Here is a 26489-nt window from a genome sequence, read left to right on the forward strand (position 1 = left end):
TAGATAATAATATAGAGATTTCAATCGATATAAAAGTCTCAATGCCGCTGTATATATTCATCAAAACTATCTGTACCCGATAAAGACAGCTTCATCTTGATACGCTGCTTTGCTTTCAGTACAGACTTTGGAGTAATATTGAAAAGAAGAGAAATAGCCTTATTGGTTAACCGGGCACGCACCAGATAGCACAACTTCAATTCTTGCAAGCTCAAATGGGTAATCTCCAGATCAGCCGGTAGCCAATCATCACCATAAAGCAAATCAATCACTGCAAATAAATTCTGCCATTCGTATTCATTCCTTATAATTCCATAGGCAGGAGTCAGATGTAGCTTGAGTAGTTGACTCAAAGCCAACATACGCGAAGAAGAACCGGACAGAGTAGAAAAGTCTTCAAACCGCTTCAATTCTTTAGTCAGTTGTTTATTCCTGAACAACAAGCAAGAACACCAATTATCGTTATATGTATCCATAGCTTATTTCATTTTTTTATTTCACATTTGTCTTTTCGTTTTAATATCTCCCTGACCTCACTACGCATTTCATCTATGGCAGTTGAGTGTACTTTAGGTTCTTTAGTCAGTACACTGTCTGCCGCTTCCTTCAACTTGTCGGGTTTATAAAAATCCGGTTCCGCATAAAGGTTGGCTAACAGATAGTAGGGGTAAATCCTGCCGGGCAAACGGTGGATAGCCCTATAGAAGAACTTCTCAGCCTGTTCATAACAATGTTGTTCCTGATAATTTTTGCCCATGACATTCAATACCATCGGGTCGGAACTGTATCGGCAAGCCTCTTCCAGATATTTATTGGAATCACCATACAGGAAGGACTTATGCAGACTGTGTCCATACTCAAACAGAAATGCCCCTCTACCTCTCAATACCGGATAAAGTTTCTCGTAAGCCTCATTGGCTGCCTTATAGCCGCCTGAGTGATACAGCATACGTGCATACATCCATTTCCCACAAGCATCCTTTTCCTGTTGCCACTTTTCCATATATCCACCTGCCCATAAAGTGAGGCATACACAAAGAATGAAAGGTTTACCAATGACATCACCTATTCCACAAGCAAGAAGCAAGCATACACCGGCTACCACAAATGCCGGAAAATGCATGGGATAAGAGGAGAAAGAAAAAACAAGCAAAGACAGGATTGCACCACAAATGCCATAGCGGCCACGTTTCATGCCCATTCTCAGACACATTCCAATCACCACCACAACCACTACACAAACTGCAATCCCCTCTGTCAAGGCAAGCGACAGATATTCATTAAATGCATACTCCGGACTACCCGCTACACGCTCTTCCCATACAGCATAATTCCCTTGCTCAAAATAAGATTCCTGCGCCTCACCATAAGCAAAGGCAAAACCTTTTTCACACCCCCAAGGATGATTGGCTATCGCCTTACAGGTTACTTTCCACATAAACAGACGCCCTAACGCAGAATCCGGTTTCAGAACAAAAGCCCCGACACCTCCCAGTATCAGAACAAAGAAAATTCCTGTTCCCCATAATACATAGCGCCTCTTATATCTTTCCCACAAAACATACCACCTGCGTTTATCACGATGCATATATGTTACCCAGCCACATCCCACAGCGGCAGCAATCCATGCAGAACGGCTCATGGTAGCGGGCAATACGCAGAGGATAAGAATACCGGTTAGGGCAATCATCCCCTTTTCCAAATAATGAATAACTGTTTTATCTTTAGAAATACATAAATACAAATGCAGACAAACAGGCAATACCATTGCCAGATACCCCGCATACGGTCCCGGATTGAAGAAAGAGCCTGTAAGCGCATAACGCGAATGACCGGAAGCGGCAAAACCATACAGCTGACGTAATCCTCCAATAGCCTCAAGAGCACCACACAACATGAATCCCCACGACACGCAAACAGAGAAATAGGAGAAACGCAATACATGCTTCCGGGTATCTTTCCCCATCAGTTGCAATAAACTTGCAATGAGAATACAAATACTTGAAAGTAAGAGAGCTTTTCCGAACCATACCCACTGCCCTATAGCTTCCTCGGCTGGCAGTTCAGGTGTAATAATCCGCACTACCCCTAATGGAGCACAGACTGCCACAAAAAGCAGGCAAGCAGTCACGGTATCCTTTACTGTATGTATCTGCAACTTTATCATTCTATCTTTTTAAATATCCTGTTCCACCTTATTTTATCCGTATTCCTATCTACAGACTTCCATATCCTGACAGCTTTCCCTACAATAAAAGGTTCGGGCAACAAGCCCCAATAGCGGGAATCCTGAGAGTTCATCACCTTATCACCTGCCACAAAATAATAATTCTCCTTGAAACGGTATGTGTGTATTACACTATCGTTCAACAAAACCGTATCTCCACGTAACAAAAGTTTCTTTTTCTGTTCCCATTCTATTGCATTCCGATACAAAGCAACATGTTTGGAAGTCATCTCTATCACATCGCCTTTTGCCGGGAGATATAAAGGACCAAAATTCATTATATCCCAATCCACAATATCACTATAAGGATAACCCCTCATCACAATTCCATAGTCCACTTCCCGACCACGCTCAACAATCCGCATCAAATTATCCTGTGACTCCACATTGCCCAATTCTGAGGTATAGCCATGTACCTTATAATGCCCCCTACTTATTTCAAATGTATCACCGGGCAAAGCAACACAACGCTTCACATAATATTTCATTACCCTGAATGCGATACTGTCCCAACGTTGCTCCAAGTAGGGGAAATTAAAAACCAATACATCATTTCTTTTTACCTTGCCCAATCCGGGTAAACGGTATATGTCTACTTCCTTGTCTCCTAAAGCATCCCACACATTGAACAGACGCCCTCCCATCACGCATTTATTCACCAGAATATTGTCTCCGTCAAGTAGGGCAGGCTCCATCGAGTCAGAAGGAATCTTGAATGTAGCAATACAGGTCACTTGAAGCAATATCCAGACCAGTACTAATCCGAAGAATAGCAGTATCAGATTCAGTGCCAGATCCAGGTACCAACCTAAGCTTTTTTTCTTATGGGATTTATTCTTCGTCATTTTCACTCTGTTCGTTTACCGGTTCTTGCAAAAAAGATTATTCAGCTTCTCCCTTTACCCTCAGTTGCAACGGTGAAGATGTTGCATTACAATATACGGTAATGGATTTATCAAACCGTTCGGGATGCTCTGCTTTATAAGTGACATTCAATGATACAGAAGTGCCCGGACGCGTAGGTTCCTTTGAATAAGCCACTTCAGTACAGCCACATGAAGTCGTTACATCATATATCATCAAAAGATCCTTTCCTGTATTCGTCAGTATAAACTTTGCATGCTGTTCCTTATGCCAATCAAAATGATCAAAAAACATGGTGGTTTTAATCTTCAGATAAAATAGAATAAGAATAACCATGTATGCACTAAAAGAAATTTTCATAATCCTAAAACGATTTGCAATTTCAGCGTTTATTATCAGCAATGAATTTCAATATCAAGCAAATGCAACATATACTTTTCATCTATAAATATTTCAACACTTCATCCATATTAATGGATTCAATATTGCAATCCAAATCCAATAAATACATCTTTTCATCCGTAAAAGCAATACTCCTGATTTTATATGGAGTTGTAAACTTAGCTAAAGGATTGCCCGATTTATCAAATGCCAATATCGTGGTAGGGACTAAAGCAGAAGATCCATTCAAATCTAACTCTGCTTTTGGTTTCCCTGAATAAGTTGCAAACAGATAATCTTTATAAGATTTTAGAGCAAGGAAACCATCCAAATGTTTGTTTTTATTAAAAGATATTCTATCTCCTGAATTCAGAAGAACGGGAGGGACGAACATCTTTTCAAACTTCACTATAGGTTTTCTATTAGATATTTCATAAGCCGCCATATAAGTAAAATTATTACTCGCATAATAAACCGTATTACCATCTACCAGCAAATCACCTGTAAATGTTGTAATATTAGAGCCTGTATATTCGACAGGTATTTTCCCAAAAGTAGTAATTGTATCTAAATTTTCATCTAACAATACAAACAGATGATCTTTTCCTATTAATCGGCCTCCCACAGATAAACCGTTATCTAAACGATGCACAGCATAACAAAATTCAGAACCATTTTGGGGACGAACATCTTCTATACATTCATATTTCAGGCTATCACCTGAAAGGGAAAACAAATAAGTCATCTTCCTCACAGTTGATGCTTCGTAGATGAAAAGAGTATCTTTGCTGCGCCCCATATAGCCAGCATTTATACACTCTCCAAATCCATTTCCTTTCGTCAGAAACTGCGCAATTTCTGATGCATCCGACTCCCTTAAAACAACTGCACCGGAAGACGGGTCTCCATTAAACAGGAAAAACATAGAATCGACCATAACAAACGGAAAAGCTCCCCTTGCTATTATTTCTGACTGGTTAACTCTTTTGGTTTTCAACTCAACCGATGCCATTAATAGGACATCAATGTTCTTGCTATGTCGATTAGAACAAGAACAAACGAATAAAAACAGTAGAATCAAATTGATACTTTTTCTCATGACAGTAGTTTAACTATAAATGGGAGAGATGAGTACATTATATCATACAAATATTACATTTATCTCCTTTCCATGTAATTAATAAGTTAAAATTGTCTCATAACTAACACCAGGGTCCAAAAAACGCCATGTATATTTATTCTCATTTCTTATATCAATAATAACCGGATATACATTTATTTCCTCCTTTTGAGAAGCATATATGCATTCTGAATCTATCAGAACGTTTTTTTGGTTTATCATATTACCCAATCTTAATCGCAGACTTTTCTCTGAAGATATTTTAGTAAAGACAAATAATATATCTTGCGCTTTATTCTCACGAAAAAAATGTTCTGCTTCCGAAATACAGCCTCCACATCCTACATTTGGAATAACAACTACATGAGAATATTCTGTAAGATTCACATCATTCTTTTTCAAAGTTGTAACAACGGTTTCCGCATATTCTTTCTCTTCTGTAGAGCAATTGCATAGTATTATACTCATTATAAATAATAAACACACAAAAATTCTATTTTTCATAATCTCCCAAAACAAAGGTTTTAAACCGTAATTCATCATCATTATCAGCCTCTATTTGAATATGAAATCCATCTGGACTTACAAAGCATTGATTTATCCAATAACGCTCCCTCTTTATAGCGCTTTTCCCTATTAATTCAAAATGCTCATTTAAGACTACAATTTCAATAGGTTTCCTGATAGGTCCAACTTTAATATCTATATCCGGATCAGGAAGAAGAGCTAACCTATAATAAACTTTTCGGTATTTATCATACACTATAGCCTGATAACTCAAAGTTCTGGTATAATGTCGATTAACAATTTCTCGTGCTATTGTATTCATCGCAATATCCTTTGCTATTGGAGTAATTTCGAAGTCTCCACCTACCCCTGCATAATATTCATGATACTCCATTTCATCCTTCCCATGTACCCGGATGTTATGGTCGGCAGCAAATCCCAATACAATCTCATTCTTTGGAGACAACGTATAAAAGGGATTTCGATAAGTAAAATCGCCTCCCCAGTTTCCTTTATGATACATGGAAGGATAACTATCAGAAAATCTCAAAGTATTTCTGGATAAATCATAATGCGCCATAACAGGACGGTTTACAGAATTTTCACCAGCCTGTTCATTCATAAAAAAGCCTGCAATCAGTAGTTCATCTCCTATTTTTCTTAATGGTGAATTCGTTCGCGGAAATAATTGTGGAGCGAAAAATAAGGAGTCCTTCGACAAATTAGGGATTGTATGTAAATCCTTCTTCATCACAACCTCACCCCTTGCATTCGCTAGGAATAAAGAATAAGTAGTAAAATTATACAGATATATAGAATCCTGATTTAAATAATAAAAAGAAAAAATAGTTCCAATCCCATTATTCCCTTCTTTAGCAAACTCTGTTCGTCCTAGATATTTTCTTGTCTTATAATCATAAAAGACTATTGCATTGTCATATTCATTTGTAAAAGCTAATATGTCAGAATCATTACGTTGGAATAATTGTAAATATTCCATATTCTGCACCGTAGAATCATCCAATGCGAAAACAATGTCATCGGCTTCTTCAATATTAATATCGGGAACTAAGAACTGCTTCTTATTCCCAGAAGAGCAGGAATACAACAATCCCAACCCTAAACATAATACTATACACTTTAGCATATTCTAATTCAATTAACCGTTAATGTAAATCAGCCATTAGAGTCCTCCATAACAAAACCTTTATAAGTCAGTTGCAATATATATCACATATTCTTACTTTTGGCAATATATGCTAAAAGAGGATTCTAATTTTCTAATGACTGACTCTGAGCAAAAATTCTAAAAACAAATTAATGGTTTAGAATCTTCAGTAACTTACATGTTTCTGCATCCAAACAAGAACTTTAAAGAAAATATATGTCAACCACTTTCTTTAAAGTTCTCATCGGACGATTAAATCGTCGCATTACACTCAGGCGTACCCTTCCCTGATGCACAATACTCTTGTTTGTTGTTAACGTCTGAAACACAATGTCCATAATTCAACGAACTACTAGAACTTGTTTCACAAGCTGCACTTGCTTCTACTTCAACAAGAGGTGATGGAAGAACAGGATGTTGAACATCATTCTTTGAAACACCTAAACTTGCACTAACAGCTACAACAACTACCACCACAAAAAACTTAAAAAATCTTCTTATAATTATAAAATATTAAAATTAAACATTCTCTACTCAGACCAATTCCGATATAGAGTTTATCTTACAGTAAATAACAGCTTCATTTTACGCATAATATTCATTTTCCTACAATATAGATTACAGACATTAATACACCGATAAAATTATATTTAGCACAGAATCAAAAACATACCAATTCACAATTAAAACATACAGTTAATACTGTATTCCAATATCGGCTCATCCATATTCACATCCAAAGCTATGATAGCCCCTCTCTGTTCATCAACAAAAATGCCATGAACATAATGGTCCAGCACATATTTCCGAAGCGGTTCCCCTCTCAGACTAAACACATAAATAGATTGTCCGCCATCCGGTAATTTGTTTCCCTGCTTGGCGCTCTCCATAATATCCTTAAAGCTTTTCCCTTGGAAAACAGCATAAATAGCATTATCCGTCACTTGTACATCGCCAAAACCCATAATCCCTGTCGGTATACCATAGCCCTCTGCGACCTGAAACTCCGGTTCGCCATGCGGACCGGTGCAGACAACATGCGTGCTATCCTTCAAATTATAGATTTCCAGAACCTCACCCAACTGGGTAGCAGCAACCAACACACCCTTACGAGGGTTGTAGTCAATAAAACTACGCCAAGCCTGTGCCAATGCAGGACGGGAGTTCGCCAAAGCTTCTTCGTTGGCAGAAGGGATTGCCCCGAACTTCCGTAACAACTTTCCTTCTGAACTGACTTGACAGAAACGGTTATCGCCTGTATAGTCAGGAATGATAAAAGTGGAGTCCTCATATATTATAAAATCTAAAGCCCGGAGGATATCTTTATCCAGCTTCACCACTTCTTGGCGAAGTAATGTGTCGCCGGATAAAGCAAACCCTAACTCTGTTAATTCCGACTTATTTGCATCCAATGTCCACAAGCATTTTTCACCCCATCGGAAGTTTTCAGCCGAAAGCATCTCTTCGGGTGCATCTCCCCTTTTTCCAAAAGAAGACAAATAATGAAATTCCGGATAACTGAATGCATGAAAATAATGATCCGTTCCATGCAAATCCAGCACTACAGCTTTATTGTCCCAAGCATGCACCCGGAAGGGGTAGCGGAATAAGGCTGTATCCAATTGTATTGTCTTTGCTTTTAGTTCCCGGACTTCAGGGAAATCAACATATCCATTATTTATAGAGACAGTTGATTGGGAAGTACAGGAAAGAAGAAAAAAGAGGATACTAATAAAGTAAGCTATACGGAGCATAATAAGTATCTACTTTAGTATGATTAAACGGGCAATCGACAGTTCCAATACCAAAACAATATCCCCCTTCAGACTCTCCTCTCGCCAAAGCTTCCACATTTTCTAAAAATAAAGGAGACACCTCCAATGATGGCTGACTTTTTACAATATATCCACTTACAATAGCAACTACTATTAATACAATTACCAGATTTTTTTTAATTCTGTTTTTCATAAATCATACTTTTTATTGTTTTTTCAATGTGGCAAATATAAAGATTACACAAATATTTCATATATGTTTCATTGATTTTATAACGCCTTAAGGGGGTAAGAAAATTCTTACCCCCTTAAAACGCCTTTTTTAATTAAAAATTAAGGATTTATTTATTTTGTGACCAACAAAACAAAACCAACTTCATCTTTTTCATTTCGCATACGGACAATATTCACGCGCGAATTATCACTTTCAAGCAATCCCCGAAGCTGGGATAATGCAGTTTTTCTTTTACTTTCCAAACCAATATCATCCAAATTCCAACAACAAATTTCAGTTATTCTATCATTCGACAAAAAATGGTCTTTAGCATGGATAAAAGCACATAACAACTTATACGGCTGCTTAGAACATTGTTTCACCTGCCCTTTATAAGTTATGGTCATTTCCCTTTCATCAAAAAGAATCTCACGTAGTTGGTATTTAGCATTACCAAGGCTACAAACTATCTCATCATCTGATACAATCGTATCAGATGATAAAATTGTATCAGATAATAAAAATTCATCATGACGGACAAGAACATCGGATGACAGAACATTCACTTTATCATTTGGAACTCTATTCCTATTATATATAAGTAGAAATACCAAGATGCATATTCCTAATATTAACACTCCAATATATAAGACAATATCCATACGCCTCCAGTCTGCACACCACCACACAGACGGTGCAGATAAATAGGCTTTCACTGAAAGAAAATACATATTATCCAAATAATAATCTCCGAGTTTATTTTCAGGCAGACAAAGGGTAGGATTTCCAGCAATAGTTCGTTGAAAGCTCTTTTCAGTATTGGGCATTTGAGACATAAATTCAAGAGCAGAATAATAATGAGGTAAACTTGCATCCAACTTTTTTTGCCACTGCTCATTCAATCCACCAATTGAAGAACCTTTATGTTTAAATAAGTAACAAACCATAGAAGCCAATAAATCAGAAGAGAGCAAACGCTTCTGCTCTTTTACAGAATCCACATTCACAACCAATGTACCTGTAGCCGTTATCATACGACGCTGAGGATTCTTTACCTCATTTTTATCACCACTTGCTGAATATGGTACTCCCAAATTATCAAATTCCTGACTAACCCATCCCACCGCTGCATCTTTCAATAACATTTTGGCAGTCTGTTTATCTTTCTCTTGATTCTCCACACCGCTCAGATATAGCGAATGTACAAGTACCCCTACGGTTATCAGCAGCAATCCGCACAATATGTATAATGTTTGTTTATAGTATTTCATGGCATTTATAAATGTGTATGCCACAAAAGTACATAAAAAGAAGCCCATCATCAAGCAATTATACCGTAAAGTCACTACAGATTTAAAAACATCTTCTGAATATAGCCAGGCATCATTTATGTGCGCTCAAAAAATCCCCTTTTAGACTACAATTATAAAGTTTTTTCAGCCAGCAAATATAAAGAATACACTCTAATATTTCCTGAAAGACATACATCATTTTATTTAATAAACAGGAGTTTTAAACAGCTATTACCCACTGATTATCAATACATTGAAAATTTACAAATAAAAAAACTAAGAGGCCAATTTAGGGTCAGGGTCACTTATAGCCCCGTATTTTAGCCAAATGAAGGGAGTGCTTCTATTCCATGTCAAGAAAAATAGCATTCAAAAGCAATAGATAATGCGGATATGAACACAATCCAACTCCTGATCCGCATAAATAATATTAAGTTTCAGAGATTAAGCCGCTGCATCGCCACTTTTATCCCTTTTCGCTGCGACGGTTAAGGAAAATTGTAGTAGGTACTTATTCTTTCCACCATGGAGAAAGTTGCTTTCCATCACGGGGAAACTTTCTTTCCACCATGGTGGAAAGAAAGAAACTCCACGGTGGAAAGAATAAACGTTCGGATGGAAAAGGCTAACCGTTGGAAGGGAAAAAGCATAGGAATGCCTAAGAACGGAGTTAGCTATTGCATTTAGTTCATTGTATGTACCATTAAAAGTGCCATTGCCGGGTAGCATATCTAAATCAAATTATATATCTTTGCAGCAACAAAAATCCAACACTTATGAAGATATTCTATTATATCTACCAAATATGTTTTGCATTGCCAATTCTGCTGGTATTGACTATTCTTACGGCTTTGGTCACGATTGTCGGCTCACTGATAGGCGGTGCACACATCTGGGGATATTATCCCGGAAAAATATGGTCACAACTAATTTGTGTTTTCCTGCTGATCCCTGTTAAGGTGCGCGGTCGGGAAAAGATACATAAACATACATCGTACGTATTCGTGCCCAACCATCAGGGTGCATTCGACATCTTCCTGATCTACGGATTCCTGGGACGCAACTTCAAGTGGATGATGAAGAAGAGCCTGCGGAAATTACCTTTCGTAGGGAAAGCCTGTGAAAGCGCAGGACACATCTTTGTAGACCGTTCTGGACCTAAGAAAGTACTGGAAACCATTCGTCAGGCAAAGGCGTCACTGAAAGATGGCGTATCATTGGTGGTATTCCCGGAAGGAGCACGTACTTTTACAGGACACATGGGATACTTCAAGAAAGGCGCTTTCCAGTTGGCAGACGAATTGCAATTGGAAGTAGTACCTGTCACTATCGACGGCTCATTCCAAATCCTACCCCGCACCGGTAAGTGGATACATCGCCATCGCATGATACTGACCATTCACGACCCTATCCCACCCAAAGGGCAAGGTATAGAAAACATCAAGGCGACGATGGCCGAAGCCTACGCCGCCGTAGAAAGTGCTTTACCGGAAGAATACAAGGGAATGGTGAAAAACGAGGATCAGTGATTGCTCTCCTCCATGCGTTGATGTTCCTCTATTAATTTCATATTCTCTTTGGCTTTATCGAGGAATTCCCTCACCAAAGGAGTACTCTTGAAAGACTGGGGAGCCGTACGGATGATATCCTCTATCTGTGGGGTCATGATGGGATAAGGCAGCGTGCTGCACATCATCATGAATACACTGGGACCAAGGACATTCTCATAATTGGCAGAAATAAACTCCTTTATATAGTCATTCATTTCTTTTATCAAGGCCTCTCCCTCCTGAGTCAGTTGCTCATGGATGTCATCCAATGCGGCGCCATCCAGAACCATACGTGCCTCTTTCTTTTCCAGTTCTTCAATCTTCAGCTCAAGCGCATTGCGCTTTTCGATGAATTCATACAAAGCATTGTTTAGCGGTGTACCTTTAGCGGTGAGTTGAGAGTTGGATATGGAGACTTCAACTTTGCCGTTCTCAAGTACAAGAGGCATGATAGCCTCATCATTCATGTAGAGCGTCACCATCATTACAGAGTCTGACGGGCCACTCGTTGAGAACAAACCGTGCACCACTTCGGCAGAGTCAATTGTTATCCATTGCCCGTCGCGGAGCGTTTTCAGGTATAACATCTTACCGTCGAGACTGGTCACCGATGACACACCCTCCACTTTATACTTGCGACTGCACGAAGCAAAAAGCACGAGCAAAAGCATTAAGGGCAAAATACGGTTCACATTCATTCTAATCATGCAGGAAACGATTTTTAAGAAATACGATACAAAGGTACAACCTATTCGCGCTGTAAAGAAACTTTTTATCAATATTTAAATTTTGCTCTCTTTTTTCCATTAATAATCCTTATAAGGAGGGAGAAAAGAAAGGATATTTCATTTAGTTTACTTATTTTTGCAGTGATAAGTAACAAAATGTAAACCCTATTACTGAAACAAGATAGTCTCCTATGTCAACTTATGCTCCTTTTGCCAAGCCACTCTACGTCATGCTGAAACCGGTAGGGGCCGTTTGCAACCTTGCATGCGACTACTGTTACTACCTGGAAAAGAGCAAACTATACCAGAACAACCCCAAGCATGTAATGAGCGAAGAGTTGCTGGAAAAATTTATTGAAGAGTATATTAATTCGCAAACCATGCCGCAGGTAATGTTCACCTGGCATGGCGGGGAAACCCTGATGCGCCCGTTGTCTTTCTACAAAAAGGCGATGGAGCTGCAAAAGAAATATGCACGCGGACGCACCATAGACAACAGCATACAAACCAACGGAACCATGCTGACGGATGAATGGTGTGAATTCTTCCGTGAAAACAACTGGCTGGTGGGAGTTTCTATCGACGGGCCGCAGGAGTTTCATGACGAATATCGAAAAAACAAGCAGGGAAAGCCCTCTTTCGTAAAGGTGATGCAAGGCATCAATTTATTGAAGAAGCATGGTGTAGAATGGAACGGAATGGCGGTAGTGAATGACTACAATGCCGATTATCCGCTGGAATTTTACAACTTCTTCAAGGAAATAGGCTGCCACTACATACAGTTTGCCCCCATCGTAGAGCGAGTATTCGGACATCAGGACGGACGACACCTCGCCTCACTCGCCGACCGGGAAGAGGTGGCTGAACTGGCGGACTTCTCCGTCAGCCCGGAACAATGGGGCAATTTCCTCTGTACTCTCTTCGACGAATGGGTGAAAAAGGATGTAGGCACATATTACATTCAGTTGTTCGACTCTACCCTAGCCAACTGGATAGGCGAACAGCCGGGGGTATGCACCATGGCAAAGACCTGCGGGCATGCCGGAGTAATGGAATTCAACGGAGATGTATATTCCTGCGACCATTTTGTATTCCCCGAATATAAGTTGGGAAACATTTACCAGAAGACACTGGTGGAAATGATGTACAGTGAAAAGCAACAGGCTTTCGGACAGATGAAACAGCAATCATTACCCACTCAGTGCCGTGAATGTGAGTGGCTGTTTGCCTGCAACGGCGAATGTCCCAAGAACCGTTTTGCACGGACGGCAAGCGGAGAACCGGGATTAAACTATCTATGTAAAGGGTATCACCGTTTCTTCAGTCATGTGGCTCCGTATATGGACTTCATGAAGAACGAGCTGATGAATCAGCGCCCGCCTGCCAATGTGATGGATTTCATAAAAACAAAATCATAATAATCAAGTAAGAATGAAAATTAAGACCTATTTAGTGGCGCTCTCTGCGCTGGCGTTCGGTTCTGCAATGCGTGCCGACGAAGGAATGTGGTTGTTGCAGTTGATGAAACAGCAGAACTCCATTGAGTTAATGAAAAAGCAAGGGCTGAAACTGGAAGCAGACGACTTGTACAATCCGGGCGGAGTCTCACTGAAAGATGCGGTAGGTATCTTCGGAGGAGGCTGTACGGGTGAGATTATCTCACCGGAAGGTCTGATCCTGACTAACCACCACTGTGGCTATGCTTCTATCCAACAACACAGTAGTGTGGAACATGACTATCTGACAGATGGTTTCTGGGCTAAAAACCGTAGCGAGGAATTGCCTACTCCGGGATTGAAGTTCCAGTTCGTGGACCGTATTGAAGATATCACGGACATCGTAAACCAGAAAATCGCTGCCGGCGAAGTGACGGAAGTGAATGCAATGACCCGCCCGTTCCTCAACAAACTGGCTAAGGAATTATTCGAAAAAAGCGATCTGAAGGACAAGAAGGGCATCGAAGTACAAGCATTGCCATTCTATGCCGGTAACAAATATTACCTGTTCTACAAGAAAGTATACACAGACGTACGCATGGTAGCTGCTCCCCCCTCCTCTATCGGTAAATTCGGTGGAGAGACGGACAACTGGATGTGGCCACGCCACACGGGAGACTTCTCCATATTCCGCATTTATGCTGACGCTAATGGTGATCCCGCAGAATATTCAGCATCAAACGTGCCCCTGAAAACTCCGAAATACCTGCCCATCTCAATCAAGGGGCTGGAGGAAGGTGATTATGCCATGATTATGGGTTTCCCCGGAAGCACAAGCCGCTACCTCACCGTATCGGAAGTAAAAGAACGTATGGAAGCACAGAACCAACCCCGTATCACCATCCGTGGCGCACGTCTTGCCGTACTGAAAGAAGTGATGGCTGCCAGTGATAAGACTCGCATACAATATGCCAACAAATATGCCGGCAGCAGCAACTACTGGAAAAATTCTATCGGCATGAACAAAGCGATCATTGATAATGATGTGCTGGGTACGAAAGCAGAACAAGAGAAAAGATTCGCAGAATTTGCCAAAGGCAAGCCGGAATACGAAGGTGTAGTAGAGAAGATCGATGCCATTGTAAACCAAACGATGCCATTAACCACTCAGTATTATTATCTGATGGAAGCATTCAGCGGCGCCATTGAATTCGGTAGCCCGTACATGGTTATGGACAACCTGAAAAAAGGTCTGGAAGAAAAGAATGACTCTCTGATCAATAAATCCATAGAACAGTTGAAAGAAGTTTTTGCTGATATCCACAACAAAGACTACGATCATGAAGTAGACCGTAAAGTGGCTAAAGCTATCTTCCCGGTATATGCTGAAATCATTCCGGCAGAACAGCGTCCGGCTTTCTATCAGACTATCGAAAAGGAATTCAAAGGTGATTACAATGCATACATCGATGCTATGTATGACAACTCCATCCTGGCCAATCAGGCTAACTTCGACAAGTTCTTAAAGAAACCTACGGTAAAAGCTATCGAAAAAGATATTGCAACCCAATATTCACATGCCAAGATTGAAAAGATGATGGCATTGGCAAAAGATTTGAACAGCACTTCCAAAGAACTGACCTTGCTGCACAAAGCATATATCCGTGGTCTGGGCGAAATGAAAGAGCCTGTTCCATCTTATCCGGATGCCAACTTTACAATCCGTCTGACCTACGGAAATGTAAAATCTTACAATCCGCGTGATGCCGTACACTATAAATACTATACCACTACAGACGGTATTCTGGAAAAAGAAAATCCCGAAGACCGTGAATTCGTAGTTCCTGCCAAATTGAAGGAACTGATTCAGAAAAAGGATTTTGGACGCTATGCGTTGCCGAACGGTGACATGCCGGTTTGCTTCCTGAGCACGAACGATATTACCGGTGGTAACTCCGGTAGCCCGGTACTGAATGCAAACGGTGAATTGATCGGATGTGCTTTCGACGGTAACTGGGAGTCTCTGAGTGGTGACATCAATTTCGATAACAACTTGCAACGTTGCATCAATCTGGATATCCGTTATGTACTGTTCATCCTCGAAAAACTGGGAGGATGCGAGCATCTGATCAATGAAATGACAATTGTTGAATAACTGATCTATCTCCCCCTATTACAATATGAAGAAAGCTCTAATAACAACACTGGCTTTGGCTCTCACCCTTCCGAGTATTGCCGACGAAGGTATGTGGATGCTGACCGACCTGCAGAAGCAGAACGAAGTGGCTATGACAGAACTGGGATTACTAATCCCGGCTAACCAGATTTATAACCCCGACGGCATTGCACTGAAAGACGCAGTGATCCACTTCGGTGGGGGGTGTACAGGTGAAGTCATCTCTGCCGAAGGATTGGTATTGACCAACCACCACTGTGGCTATGGTGCTATCCAACAACACAGTACGGTGGAACACGACTATCTGACGGATGGTTTCTGGGCCATGAGCCGTGAAGAAGAACTTCCCTGCAAGGGACTTACCATCACTTATATTGATGAGATACTGGATGTGACTGATTACGTCAACGAACAGTTGAAGATAGATCCGGACCCGAATGGTACCAATTATCTCTCTCCCAAGTACCTGAAAGAAGTAGCCGAACGTTTTTCTTCCGAACAAGGCATTGCCCTGACTCCGGGACGCAAACTGGAGCTGAAAGCTTTCTATGGCGGAAACCGTTACTATCTGTTCATCAAGACTACGTATAGTGATATCCGCATGGTAGGTGCACCTCCTTCTTCCATAGGTAAGTTTGGTGCAGATACCGACAACTGGATGTGGCCGCGCCATACAGGTGACTTCTCCCTGTTCCGCATTTATGCCGATAAGGATGGAAAACCTGCGGAATACTCCAAAGATAATGTACCCTTGAAGGTGAAGAAACACCTTACGATCAGCCTTGCCGGCTACAAGGAAGGTGACTTCACGTTCGTTATGGGATTCCCCGGACGCAACTGGCGTTATATGATCTCCGACGAAGTGGAAGAACGTATGGAAACTACGAATTTCATGCGCCATCATGTACGCGGTGTGCGCCAAGAAGCATTAATGGAACAGATGCAGAAAGACCCCGCCGTACGTATTCACTACGCCAGCAAGTATGCTTCATCTGCCAACTATTGGAAGAATGCCATCGGTATGAACGAAGGACTTGTCCGCCTGAAAGTGCTGGATACTAAACGGGCACAACAGGAGCAACTCCTCGCCCGCGGACGCGAACAGGGTGACGACTCTTATCAGAAAGCATTCAACCAGATACGGGACATCGTCGCGCATCGCCGCCCTGCCCTTTATCACCAGCAAGCCATTCAGGAAGCATTGATAACGGGATTGGACTTCATGCGCATTCCCAATACTTCTGCCATGCTGGCTGCTTTGAAGAACAAAGACAAAGCGCAGATTAAAACTGCCACAGATAGCTTGAAGATTGCCGCAGACAAGTATTTTGCCTCCGTACCTTTCCCCGAAGTGGAACGTATTGTTGCCAAAAAAATGCTGCAGACTTACATGCAATATATCCCCGCAGAACAACGTATCAGTATCTTTGAAGTGATCGATAAGCGTTTCAAGGGGAATAGTGATGCTTTTGTGGACGCTTGCTTCGACCACTCTATTTTTGGAAATAAAGAGAACTTCGAGAAGTTTATCCGCAAGCCGGGTTCTTATAAACTGGGCTTCGACTGGATGGTGTTGTTCAAGCACTCCATCACCGATGGCTTGTTGCAGACCGCCATCGCCATGGCAGAGGCCAACAAGAACTATAATGCCGCACATAAAGTGTGGGTAAAGGGAATGATGGATATGAAACGCAGTGCAGGCACTCCGATCTATCCGGACGCCAACTCTACCCTGCGTCTCACTTACGGACAAGTGTTACCGTATGAACCTGCGGACGGAGTGGAATATGGCTATTACACCACACTCAAAGGTGCCATGGAAAAGGAAGATCCCAATAACTGGGAATTCGTGATTCCTGCAAAACTAAAACAGTTGTATCAAGCAAAAGACTTCGGTCGCTATGCCATGCCGAACGGTGAAATGCCTATCTGTTTCATCGTGAACACGGATAATACCGGTGGTAACTCCGGCAGTCCGGTATTCAATGCCAAAGGTGAACTGATCGGTACAGGTTTCGACCGTAATTATGAAGGGCTTACAGGAGACATCGCTTTCCGCCCCTCATCACAACGTGCCGCCTGTGTAGATATCCGCTATACTTTATTCATCATAGAGAAGTATGCCGGAGCTTCACACATCATTAAGGAATTGACGATTGCGGAATAAAAGCAACTAAAAGTCCCTACGGACTTCCGATAATTCACCCCTACAAGTATCTGTATAGTACCTGTAGGGGTGTTTCTTTTAAGAAATCATTTCCATAGGAAAATGTTTCATTATAACAAGTATTCTAAAAAATAGCCAAAATATGCTCAAAACGGCCATAAAGGATAAAAGGGCGTGAACAATACATATCCGAAACTGTTTCTAACTACAGACAATAACACTAATTTTGTAGTAATAAAAAAACTTGTAGTACTAACAGAAAGGAAAAGATTATGGAAAAATTTGAAGAACTTATACAGTCAGAAAAACCCGTTTTAGTAGATTTCTTTGCTACCTGGTGTGGTCCATGCAAGGCTATGCATCCTGTATTGGAAGAGTTGAAAGGTCAAATTGGTGAAGCTGCCCGCATCGTAAAAATCGATGTTGACCAGCACGAAGAACTGGCTGCCAAGTATCGCATACAGGCAGTACCTACTTTTATTATATTCAAGAAAGGGGAAGCTGTTTGGCGCCATTCCGGAGTAATCAAAGGCAGCGAACTGAAAACTGTCATCGAACAAAATTCATAAGAAATAAAAAAACATGAAGAAAATCTTAACAGTTGCCATTCTGCTATTTGCAAGTGTACTGACGTATGCCTGCACAGACAAGGCTCAGGCACAGCAAAAAGAACCGGAAAAAAAGGAAGCTAAGAGCGGGGAGGTCATCGTAATGAACAAGGATATGTTCATTAAGGATGTATTCGACTATGGGAAATCTCAGGATTGGAAATATAAAGGTGATAAACCTGCCATCATTGACTTGTATGCTGACTGGTGTGGTCCCTGCCGTATGACAGCACCGATCATGAAGGAACTGGCAAAAGAATACGCCGGCAAGATCGTGATTTACAAGGTAAATGTGGATAAGGAACGCGAACTTGCCGCATTATTCAATGCAAGCAGTATTCCTCTCTTTGTCTTCATTCCGATGGAAGGAGAACCGCAGCTTTTCCGCGGTGCAGCAGATAAAGCTACCTATCAAAAAGCCATTGAAGATTTTTTATTGAAAAAGAAATAGTAAAAGTCACAGGAGTCATGTATGAATGATGAGGGGCATATCTTTCCACTCATTATTGTACATCTCTGTGACAGTGTGATAACCGGACGTTTGCAGGGCCGCCAAGGCTTGCAAGCGTCCGTTGTTTATACGCTCCGGATAATGGGAATCACTGTTCACCTGCACGCGGATCCCCTTCTCCAGCAATACAGGGAAGTAGCGTTCATTGGGATAGAAAGTACCCAATTCAAGATATGATTTCGTATTGACCTCTACAATATACCCCCTACGGGCAATGGCATCCAAATATTCTTGTATCAAATCATCGTACCAAGGCTCATCCAGCAGACCGGGACGGTAAGCAGCAGCATTATAATGCATTTTATCGGCATGCCCCACAACGTCAAATCCACCTAATTCTACCATACGCATCAGGCGTTCGTAATAGAGATGTACCACTCGTACCAAATCACCTCCGAACTCTTCGTCCACCAGTTTACGGAATTTGTCCGCTGTAACATCTACATCCACAACCTCTCCTTTATCATTGTAAAGCAGGTGTACCGAGCCAATGCGATAATCCAATGGCAATTCCCGGAAACGAGCAACAGAAGGATTACTTTCTTCATTCAGATAGTCGATCTCCAAACCTATATACAATTCTATCTGTCCGGCATATTTAGCTTTCAGCCGACGAAATTCTGCCAGGTAATCATCCATGCAATCCCACTCCATGGTCCAAGCAGTAGGAAACGGCAACGGGGCATGAGATGAAAAGCCGTAAGACGTAAATCCTTCACTCAGGGCAAAGCGGATGAAGTCTTCCATATTAGCACGTCCGTCACAATACAAACTATGACTATGATAGTTAGTTAAATTCATTCTTCTATCTCACTAAGTTCCAGCCAACGCATGGTCTTCTCATCAATCAGATCGGTTACCTCAGGCAGACGTTTGGATTTCTCTGTCAGCTCGTCTACAGACAGGGTACCACTGCATAAAGCAGTTTCAATACTGGCCTTTTCTTCTTCCAAGGCAGCAATTTCCTGTTCCAGTTGTTCGAACTCTCTCTTCTCCTTAAAGGACATCCGTCGCTTTTCATTCAGACGTACTTTAGAAGTTTTGTCTTCCTGCGGTTTGGCAGCCTCTTTCTCTTTTTCTTTCTCTTGGCGAGCCTTTTCTTCTTTCCAGCTACGATACTGCGTATAGTTTCCGGGGAAATCACGAATGTCCGCCTGCCCATTGAACACCAACAAGTGGTCTACGACTTTATCCATAAAGTAACGGTCATGGCTAACCACAATCACACAGCCTTTGAAATTCTGCAAATACTCTTCCAGCACATTCAGAGTGATAATATCCAAGTCGTTGGTAGGCTCATCCAATACAAGGAAGTTAGGATTGCGCATCAGTACCGTACACAAGTACAGGCGGCGGCGTTCTCCACCACTCAATTTATAAACATAGCTATGTTGAGTTTCGGGGGTGAAAAGGAAATGCTGCAAGAATTGGGAAGCAGTCAGTTTCTTGCCATTCCCCAGTTCTATGACTTCGGCAATATCCTGCACCACATCAATGACTTTCATCTGTTCATCAAACTGCAAGCCATCCTGCGAGTAATAACCGAAACGCACCGTCTCACCAATATCGATTGTCCCACTGTCTGCCTTTACTTCTCCCATCAGGATTTTGATAAAAGTAGATTTACCGGTACCATTATTTCCCACAATACCCATCTTTTCATAACGGGCAAAGATGTAAGAGAAGTCTTCCAATATCTTCAGGTCACCGAATGATTTGTACACATGGTCCGCTTCGAATATCTTACTGCCGATATAGGACGCTTTCACATCCAGCTTCACATTGTCGTTATTGAAACGCTGCTTGGCTACTTTCTCCAATTCGTAGAAAGCCTCTTCACGATAGCGGGCTTTATGCCCGCGAGCTTGCGGCATACGGCGCATCCATTCCAGTTCTGTACGATACAGGTTGTTGGCGCGGGTGATCTCGACATTCGTTGCATCAATGCGTTCCTGCCGTTTCTCCAGATAATAACTATAGTTTCCTTTGTATTGATAAATCTGACGATTGTCTATTTCAATGATTTCGGTGCAGACACGATCCAGAAAATAGCGGTCGTGCGTCACCATAAGCAGGCTGAGGTTGGTGCGGCGCAAATAATCTTCCAGCCATTCAGTCATATCAAGATCGAGGTGGTTGGTAGGCTCATCCAGGATCAGAAAATCCGGTTCAGTGATAAGGGTATTGGCAAGTGCCACACGCTTCAGTTGACCACCGGAAAGGTACTTTACTTGCTGGTCGAAATTACGTATCTTCAATTGAGACAGAATTTGCTTGGCCTTCTGCTCATAGTCCCATGCTTTTTCATGGTCCATGCGTATCAGGATTTCATCGAGTCCCGGATGCCCTTCCGTCTCCATGCAACGTTCGTATTCCTTAATCAGTTCTACAGTACTGTTGCCATGATGAAAACAGGCTTCCAATACAGTCAGGTTTTCCGGATATTGCGGGTCTTGCTCCAAATACCCCACCCGGAGGTCACGGCGGAAAGATATATTCCCACTGTCATATCCCTCTTTTCCGGCAATGATATTCAGTAAGGTAGTTTTACCGCTACCATTCTTGGCAATCAATCCGATACGTTGTCCTTCTGCTACACCGAGAGCAACATTCTCAAGCAATACCAAATCACCAAACGATTTGGTCAAATTCTCTATCTGAAGATAACTAATCACAATTAAAAATTATAAATTAAAAATTAAAGAAGGATTTTGTAGGTCTCTGACAGATTGCAAGGTTCCCCTGCCTTCACTTTGCTCCACACTAATTTCATGGGGTCAATCCATTCTCCGGTAGTAAGATTCTGCAGTACAGGAGCTTCTCGATTACCATCTATCAGGGTCATCCACTCCAGGCCATCTACCTCATTGGCAAGAATCACACAGATGGCAATACCGAAAGAGAGCCACGCTTCTTTCTTCTTCGGGCCGATAGTTCCACCATCGATGATCTGCTGCATGCTGTCCAAATCTTCTTCCATTCCCTGGAAGTCTTTTTTCAGTTGCTCCTTCACAGTGGTTGTCACCCACTCAAAAGCTTCATTAATCTGATAGATTTCGGACAAACGGACAGGAATAATCTCTTCCGGATATTTCACTCCCTCTTTGCGTATTTCCAATGAAGCAATAACCGCCTCGGCTTCTGCCGCAGATGAACCCTTACTGACAGTAAAAGAACATTCGAAAGCAACATCGCCCATACCAGTAATCCAAAGGTGGGAAGTATAATAAGCTCCATCTTCCTCAAACATCTCTTTACTGTAAGCACATTCCATATTTCCTATCCTTACGGAAACAGCCGAAGGATTGTCTTTCAGTTCCTGCCGGATTACTTCCCTGGCATACGTCGCACTGCCTTTGTATGCAGAGATACGGAAATTTCCGGTCCATTCATTAGGATTATAGAAGAGAAAAGAGCCTTCTCCATCTTCAAATTCATTCCAGTCTGCGGGATACATCATGGAAAACCATGCCCCCGGAGAGATAAATTTCTTGCTTTGTGCCATTGTTATTCAGAGGTTAAAAACGAGGCCACCTGACCTCGTCCGGCAAAAGTAACACTACCGCCGTTGATATGCAAACAAACAGAAACAAAAAACAGCCGATTCTCACGAACCGACTGTCCCAATCATCATCTATGAATGAAGACCATTATAGTCTTCAATATCTTATTAAATCTTTATCAAACTTCAATGAAAATCATATTCTTGTTTTTGAGCGCAAAGATAATCAATGAAATACATCAGTTCCCAATATTTTAAGATATTTAAAATAACATTCTATAAACAAAGGAATTTTATAGACGAACAGGCCACATGCTTTTTACTGTTCTACTTCCCTATCGGCTGTATCTTCCTTCTCACATCCTTAGAAATCTCCAGAAACATGTAATTCAATTTCCCGGAATGTATTCCTTCTTCATTTTGCTTATACTTATTATTAGCGTATTGTTTAGACTTATCGAATGTTAGCCGTGACATTTGATTCTGTGATTTACCTACCATCGTTGAATCCAGCTTCTCATCCGGAAAGAAATCATCCAGATCCACATCTCCAATCATAGTAGTTTCAAGGAAGTTCATATTCTTACGACCGGCATCTGTATAATACCCCACAAACATGTGCCCCGGAGTACGAACCAATATGGGCTCTATATTAATGGCACGAAGCAAGGAAGCAAACAGCACGCTACCATCCACACAGTTAATCTGCGAAGACTCCAGTGCATCATCAAACGTGCGAACACGCTGGGAAAAGACCACATTACTGGACAAACTGGTATTGGAAACAGAACTGTAACGGAAATTACGCTTTTGAAGCACGTTCCATAGAGCATAGACTTGCTTGTCCACCACTTCTGCATTGCCACCCTGATAGCCCAAGAAACGATTGACAATACGGGTATTCAGTGCTTCACGCAACAATTTGTCAATCATCGGATTCTCCTCATTAACGTATGCCGCAAAGAAAATTCCTGTATCATGAAACTTAGTCCCGTTCGTGACATACCCCAACAGACACTCATTGATGCTGCGAACTGAAAAAGTACGAACCCGCTGTCCCAAATCCTTATCATTCATTTCTACCTTAACAGCCACACTAACCGGTTCCGCCTGATTATTATTCTTCAGCGCTTCGTAATTCCAGATAATATCGGGATAAATCGTATATTCCGTCCGTGGTTTAGCCAACACAAACTCAGATACGGAACGGGAAAAGAACGGAGTCTCGGCAACTTCAATACGTACCCTGCTGTACGCCTTTCCTGAACGAATCCGAACAGAAATGCAGGATTTAGAGTTCCCCACATATAAAGAATCAGCCGGAACAATGACTTGAGCATCCGTCGTCGCTACAGAAAGAATACTGGAAGGAAAGATGTTGCCTCCCAACTCATCCGTTATCTCAAAACCGGAACGGAACGGAGCGGTATTCAGCCAAAAGGAACCTGCCACAACCACCACCAATAAAGCTATCAGAGCAGGCAAACGCCATTTATATCGCCGAAAATCTATACTAGTCAACTCTTTCATACCAATGTTATTTATATTAAGACAAAGGTAAGTATAAAAACTGAAAAACTGGAATGCAAAAGTAATAGTTTACAGTTCTTCACCTTACCAAAACTGTATCAAAGCCTTACCGAATTACCTTCAGCGCATACTAAAATGTAACCGAATTGTAACACGTGTTTCACTTTCCCGTAACAAAAACACCGCACCTTTGTCGCTGAAAAGAAATAAAGTATAACTTTGTGGTAGGAGAATTTGTTTTGAATACCTCATATTAATTAGAAAAAGCAATGAACGATTATCGTATTTTAGTTGTAGACGATGAAGAGGACCTTTGCGAGATCCTGAAATTCAACCTTGAAAATGAAGGGTATGAAGTGGACACGGCCCACTCTGCCGAAGAGGCATTGAAAATGGATATCGGTAGCTACAGCTTGTTGCTACTGGACGTGATGATGGGAGAAATATCCGGTTTCAAAATGGCCAGCCTACTAAAGAAAGATAAGAAAACCGCTCAGGTACCTATTATATTCATCACTGCCAAGGATACGGAAAATGATACGGTAACCGGCTTCAATCTGGGAGCTGATGATTACATCTCCAAACCTTTCTCTCTGCGTGAAGTCATCGCACGCGTCAAAGCTGTATTGCGCCGCACCCAACAAGGAGAACAAGAACGGGCACCGGAGCAAATCAGCTACAAAACATTAGTCATTGATATTGTGAAAAAGAAAGTTAGTATCGATGGGGAGGAAGCCCCTCTCACCAAAAAAGAATTTGAGATATTACTTTTACTCCTCCAGAGCAAAGGACGCGTATTCTCCCGCGAAGATATACTGGCACGGATATGGAGCGACGAGGTCTATGTACTGGACCGCACCATCGATGTGAACATCACCCGTTTGCGTAAGAAAATAGGTATTTATGGAAAATGCATCGTAACTCGCTTAGGATATGGATACTGCTTCGAAGCTGAATAATACCACACATTTCCTGTCGTTCAGCCGAAGGTTATTTCTTTCGGTCATTTCACTGTTTCTGGTATTTGCCGGATGCTTCCTGGCGTATCAATACCAACGTGAAAAAGAATACAAGGTAGATCTGCTGGATATACAGCTACAGGACTATAATGAACGGTTGCACCAGGAGCTTGCCCGCATTCCGGACAGCTTATGGAACACCACACTGGAACGATACCTACAAAAATACATCAAACAGGATTTACGTATTACGGTAGTTAATGTACAGGGTGACGTATTATATGACAGCTACGAAAATCAGAAATTAGGCAATCATATCAACCGCCCGGAAGTGCAAAAAGCACTGGCAGAAGGAAAAGGGTATGATGTACGCCGTACTTCCGAAACAACGGGAGTGCCCTACTTCTATTCCGCCACACTCTATGAGGGCTACATCATACGTTCCGCCCTCCCCTACGACCTGAACCTTGTAAGACACCTTGCAGCAGACCAGCACTACATCTGGTTTACCCTCATCGTATCATTACTATTAATTTTCATCTTCTACAAATTCACCTCTAAACTGGGGACAGCCATCAATCAGCTACGTGAGTTTGCCAAACGTGCTGACAAGAATGAGCCTGTGGAAACAGATATGCAATCCGCCTTCCCGCACAACGAACTGGGAGAGATTTCACAGCATATCATCCAGATATACAAGCGACTGCGGGAAACCAAAGAGGCGCTATACATTGAACGGGAGAAATTGATCACCCACTTACAAACCTCGCATGAAGGATTGGGCGTATTCAATAAGGACAAGAAAGAAATCCTGGTCAACAACCTGTTCACACAGTACAGCAATCTGATTTCAGACTCCAACCTGCAAACAACAGAGGAAATATTCTCCATCAGTGAGTTCCAGAAAATCACGGATTTCATCAACAAAGCTCCCAAGCGTCCGGGCAAGGAAGAAAAGCGTATGTCTATCAGCATCAATAAGAATGGACGTATGTTTATTGTGGAATGTATTATATTCCAGGATTTAAGCTTCGAGATATCCATCAATGACATCACTCAGGAAGAAGAGCAGATCCGCCTGAAACGCCAGTTGACGCAAAACATCGCACATGAACTGAAGACTCCGGTCAGTAGCATACAGGGATATTTGGAAACCATCGTCAACAATGAAAACATTTCCCGGGAGAAGATGCAGACATTCATAGAGCGATGTTATGCCCAAAGCAACCGGTTAAGCCGACTGCTACGCGACATCTCCGTATTAACGCGTATGGACGAAGCCGCCAACATGATCGACATGGAGAAAGTAGACATCAGCCTGTTGGTAGGCAATATCGTAAACGAGGTATCCTTGGAACTGGAAGAAAAGCATATCACCGTAGTCAACTCCCTAAAACCGAAGATACAACTACGGGGAAATTACTCCCTGCTATACTCCATTTTCCGCAACCTGATGGACAATGCCATTGCTTATGCAGGCACGGATATACGCATCAACATCAGCTGTTTCCGCGAGGACGAGAACTTCTACTACTTTAGTTTTGCCGATACCGGCGTGGGCGTCTCTCCCGAACATCTGAACCGCTTATTCGAACGCTTCTACCGGGTGGATAAAGGACGCTCACGCAAACTGGGCGGTACAGGATTGGGATTGGCTATCGTAAAGAACTCGGTAATCATCCATGGAGGTACCATTTCGGCCAAGAACAACCAAGGGGGCGGATTAGAATTCGTATTCACCCTGGCAAAGGAAAAGTAAGAAACGGTTTGCACT

General features: G+C 41.8%; 23 protein-coding genes. 8 read left to right on the forward strand and 15 right to left on the reverse strand.

The window, feature by feature from the left end; all coding sequences use genetic code 11:
• Positions 1-38: 38 nt before the first annotated feature.
• The 10 genes from BACINT_RS13460 to BACINT_RS13505 form a co-directional block, all read right to left on the reverse strand.
• A complete protein-coding gene (locus BACINT_RS13460) occupies positions 39-476 on the reverse strand; it encodes a helix-turn-helix transcriptional regulator (RefSeq protein WP_021967994.1) in 438 nt (145 codons plus the stop codon).
• Between the two features lie 8 nt (positions 477-484).
• Entirely contained in the window at positions 485-2167 is a 1683-nt protein-coding gene (locus BACINT_RS13465) for an O-antigen ligase family protein (protein ID WP_007663988.1), read from the reverse strand.
• Entirely contained in the window at positions 2164-3072 is a 909-nt protein-coding gene (gene lepB, locus BACINT_RS13470; protein ID WP_007663990.1) for a signal peptidase I, read from the reverse strand. Before lepB ends, BACINT_RS13465 begins: the two co-directional genes overlap by 4 nt.
• 37 nt (positions 3073-3109) lie before the next feature.
• Complete coding sequence (locus tag BACINT_RS13475) at positions 3110-3451, reverse strand: DUF1573 domain-containing protein (RefSeq protein WP_118422818.1); 342 nt, start codon at positions 3449-3451, stop codon at positions 3110-3112.
• Between the two features lie 82 nt (positions 3452-3533).
• Positions 3534-4571, reverse strand: coding sequence for a phospholipase D-like domain-containing protein (locus BACINT_RS13480; RefSeq protein WP_044155043.1), 1038 nt, complete (start codon positions 4569-4571; stop codon positions 3534-3536).
• A gap of 78 nt (positions 4572-4649) precedes the next feature.
• Complete coding sequence (locus BACINT_RS13485) at positions 4650-5096, reverse strand: hypothetical protein (protein WP_007663996.1); 447 nt, start codon at positions 5094-5096, stop codon at positions 4650-4652.
• On the reverse strand, positions 5086-6246 hold the full coding sequence (locus BACINT_RS13490) for a DUF4221 family protein (RefSeq protein WP_007663998.1): 1161 nt from the start codon (positions 6244-6246) through the stop codon (positions 5086-5088). Before BACINT_RS13490 ends, BACINT_RS13485 begins: the two co-directional genes overlap by 11 nt.
• Before the next feature lie 704 nt (positions 6247-6950).
• A complete protein-coding gene (locus tag BACINT_RS13495) occupies positions 6951-8021 on the reverse strand; it encodes a BF3164 family lipoprotein (RefSeq protein ID WP_007664000.1) in 1071 nt (356 codons plus the stop codon).
• Positions 7996-8235 carry an NVEALA domain-containing protein gene (locus BACINT_RS13500; RefSeq protein ID WP_007664002.1) on the reverse strand — a complete coding sequence of 80 codons (240 nt, stop codon included), beginning with the start codon at positions 8233-8235 and terminating at the stop codon, positions 7996-7998. The genes BACINT_RS13495 and BACINT_RS13500 overlap by 26 nt, the downstream gene beginning before the upstream one ends.
• Positions 8236-8387: 152 nt before the next feature.
• Positions 8388-9527, reverse strand: coding sequence for a hypothetical protein (locus BACINT_RS13505; protein WP_044155255.1), 1140 nt, complete (start codon positions 9525-9527; stop codon positions 8388-8390).
• 797 nt (positions 9528-10324) lie between these two features.
• Between BACINT_RS13505 and BACINT_RS13515 the strand changes: the two genes are divergently transcribed.
• Positions 10325-11077, forward strand: a complete 753-nt coding sequence (locus tag BACINT_RS13515; RefSeq protein ID WP_007664008.1) for a lysophospholipid acyltransferase family protein — start codon at positions 10325-10327, stop codon at positions 11075-11077.
• Here BACINT_RS13515 and BACINT_RS13520 read toward each other — a convergent pair.
• Positions 11071-11805, reverse strand: coding sequence for a DUF4369 domain-containing protein (locus BACINT_RS13520; protein ID WP_007664011.1), 735 nt, complete (start codon positions 11803-11805; stop codon positions 11071-11073). The genes BACINT_RS13515 and BACINT_RS13520 overlap by 7 nt on opposite strands.
• Positions 11806-12017: 212 nt before the next feature.
• Here BACINT_RS13520 and BACINT_RS13525 point away from each other — a divergent pair, with 212 nt between their 5' ends.
• From BACINT_RS13525 to BACINT_RS13545, 5 genes are all read left to right on the forward strand, one after another.
• Positions 12018-13244, forward strand: a complete 1227-nt coding sequence (locus tag BACINT_RS13525; protein ID WP_007664013.1) for an anaerobic sulfatase-maturation protein — start codon at positions 12018-12020, stop codon at positions 13242-13244.
• Positions 13245-13257: 13 nt separating this feature from the next.
• Positions 13258-15417 carry a S46 family peptidase gene (locus tag BACINT_RS13530; RefSeq protein WP_007664015.1) on the forward strand — a complete coding sequence of 720 codons (2160 nt, stop codon included), beginning with the start codon at positions 13258-13260 and terminating at the stop codon, positions 15415-15417.
• A gap of 25 nt (positions 15418-15442) precedes the next feature.
• Entirely contained in the window at positions 15443-17605 is a 2163-nt protein-coding gene (locus BACINT_RS13535; RefSeq protein ID WP_007664017.1) for a S46 family peptidase, read from the forward strand.
• Positions 17606-17877: 272 nt separating this feature from the next.
• Complete coding sequence (trxA, locus tag BACINT_RS13540) at positions 17878-18174, forward strand: thioredoxin (RefSeq protein ID WP_007664018.1); 297 nt, start codon at positions 17878-17880, stop codon at positions 18172-18174.
• 13 nt (positions 18175-18187) lie between these two features.
• On the forward strand, positions 18188-18664 hold the full coding sequence (locus BACINT_RS13545) for a thioredoxin family protein (protein WP_007664019.1): 477 nt from the start codon (positions 18188-18190) through the stop codon (positions 18662-18664).
• Positions 18665-18679: 15 nt separating this feature from the next.
• On the opposite strand, the gene BACINT_RS13550 is transcribed toward BACINT_RS13545, so the two are convergent.
• From BACINT_RS13550 to BACINT_RS13565, 4 genes are all read right to left on the reverse strand, one after another.
• Complete coding sequence (locus tag BACINT_RS13550; protein ID WP_007664020.1) at positions 18680-19525, reverse strand: histidinol-phosphatase; 846 nt, start codon at positions 19523-19525, stop codon at positions 18680-18682.
• On the reverse strand, positions 19522-21399 hold the full coding sequence (locus BACINT_RS13555; protein ID WP_007664021.1) for an ABC-F family ATP-binding cassette domain-containing protein: 1878 nt from the start codon (positions 21397-21399) through the stop codon (positions 19522-19524). The genes BACINT_RS13550 and BACINT_RS13555 overlap by 4 nt, the downstream gene beginning before the upstream one ends.
• A gap of 23 nt (positions 21400-21422) precedes the next feature.
• Positions 21423-22229 carry a DUF3805 domain-containing protein gene (locus BACINT_RS13560; RefSeq protein WP_007664022.1) on the reverse strand — a complete coding sequence of 269 codons (807 nt, stop codon included), beginning with the start codon at positions 22227-22229 and terminating at the stop codon, positions 21423-21425.
• A gap of 324 nt (positions 22230-22553) precedes the next feature.
• Positions 22554-23756: a hypothetical protein gene (locus BACINT_RS13565; protein WP_007664024.1), complete on the reverse strand. Its 1203-nt coding sequence runs from the start codon at positions 23754-23756 to the stop codon at positions 22554-22556.
• A gap of 269 nt (positions 23757-24025) precedes the next feature.
• Between BACINT_RS13565 and BACINT_RS13570 the strand changes: the two genes are divergently transcribed.
• Together BACINT_RS13570 and BACINT_RS13575 are read left to right on the forward strand one after the other, a co-directional pair.
• Complete coding sequence (locus BACINT_RS13570) at positions 24026-24715, forward strand: response regulator transcription factor (RefSeq protein ID WP_007664025.1); 690 nt, start codon at positions 24026-24028, stop codon at positions 24713-24715.
• Complete coding sequence (locus tag BACINT_RS13575) at positions 24690-26474, forward strand: sensor histidine kinase (RefSeq protein WP_044155044.1); 1785 nt, start codon at positions 24690-24692, stop codon at positions 26472-26474. The genes BACINT_RS13570 and BACINT_RS13575 overlap by 26 nt, the downstream gene beginning before the upstream one ends.
• The last annotated feature ends 15 nt before the right edge of the window (positions 26475-26489 follow it).

This window comes from Bacteroides intestinalis DSM 17393 (genome assembly GCF_000172175.1).
Classification (GTDB): Bacteria; Bacteroidota; Bacteroidia; order Bacteroidales; family Bacteroidaceae; genus Bacteroides; species Bacteroides intestinalis.

Coding starts and splice junctions, on each gene's coding strand:
- BACINT_RS13460 (WP_021967994.1), bottom strand. CDS start 476: ATGGATACATATAACGATAATTGGTGTTCTTGCTTGTTGTTCAGGAAT.
- BACINT_RS13465 (WP_007663988.1), bottom strand. CDS start 2,167: ATGATAAAGTTGCAGATACATACAGTAAAGGATACCGTGACTGCTTGC.
- lepB (WP_007663990.1), bottom strand. CDS start 3,072: ATGACGAAGAATAAATCCCATAAGAAAAAAAGCTTAGGTTGGTACCTG.
- BACINT_RS13475 (WP_118422818.1), bottom strand. CDS start 3,451: ATGAAAATTTCTTTTAGTGCATACATGGTTATTCTTATTCTATTTTAT.
- BACINT_RS13480 (WP_044155043.1), bottom strand. CDS start 4,571: ATGAGAAAAAGTATCAATTTGATTCTACTGTTTTTATTCGTTTGTTCT.
- BACINT_RS13485 (WP_007663996.1), bottom strand. CDS start 5,096: ATGAAAAATAGAATTTTTGTGTGTTTATTATTTATAATGAGTATAATA.
- BACINT_RS13490 (WP_007663998.1), bottom strand. CDS start 6,246: ATGCTAAAGTGTATAGTATTATGTTTAGGGTTGGGATTGTTGTATTCC.
- BACINT_RS13495 (WP_007664000.1), bottom strand. CDS start 8,021: ATGCTCCGTATAGCTTACTTTATTAGTATCCTCTTTTTTCTTCTTTCC.
- BACINT_RS13500 (WP_007664002.1), bottom strand. CDS start 8,235: ATGAAAAACAGAATTAAAAAAAATCTGGTAATTGTATTAATAGTAGTT.
- BACINT_RS13505 (WP_044155255.1), bottom strand. CDS start 9,527: ATGAAATACTATAAACAAACATTATACATATTGTGCGGATTGCTGCTG.
- BACINT_RS13515 (WP_007664008.1), top strand. CDS start 10,325: ATGAAGATATTCTATTATATCTACCAAATATGTTTTGCATTGCCAATT.
- BACINT_RS13520 (WP_007664011.1), bottom strand. CDS start 11,805: ATGATTAGAATGAATGTGAACCGTATTTTGCCCTTAATGCTTTTGCTC.
- BACINT_RS13525 (WP_007664013.1), top strand. CDS start 12,018: ATGTCAACTTATGCTCCTTTTGCCAAGCCACTCTACGTCATGCTGAAA.
- BACINT_RS13530 (WP_007664015.1), top strand. CDS start 13,258: ATGAAAATTAAGACCTATTTAGTGGCGCTCTCTGCGCTGGCGTTCGGT.
- BACINT_RS13535 (WP_007664017.1), top strand. CDS start 15,443: ATGAAGAAAGCTCTAATAACAACACTGGCTTTGGCTCTCACCCTTCCG.
- trxA (WP_007664018.1), top strand. CDS start 17,878: ATGGAAAAATTTGAAGAACTTATACAGTCAGAAAAACCCGTTTTAGTA.
- BACINT_RS13545 (WP_007664019.1), top strand. CDS start 18,188: ATGAAGAAAATCTTAACAGTTGCCATTCTGCTATTTGCAAGTGTACTG.
- BACINT_RS13550 (WP_007664020.1), bottom strand. CDS start 19,525: ATGAATTTAACTAACTATCATAGTCATAGTTTGTATTGTGACGGACGT.
- BACINT_RS13560 (WP_007664022.1), bottom strand. CDS start 22,229: ATGGCACAAAGCAAGAAATTTATCTCTCCGGGGGCATGGTTTTCCATG.
- BACINT_RS13565 (WP_007664024.1), bottom strand. CDS start 23,756: ATGAAAGAGTTGACTAGTATAGATTTTCGGCGATATAAATGGCGTTTG.
- BACINT_RS13570 (WP_007664025.1), top strand. CDS start 24,026: ATGAACGATTATCGTATTTTAGTTGTAGACGATGAAGAGGACCTTTGC.
- BACINT_RS13575 (WP_044155044.1), top strand. CDS start 24,690: ATGGATACTGCTTCGAAGCTGAATAATACCACACATTTCCTGTCGTTC.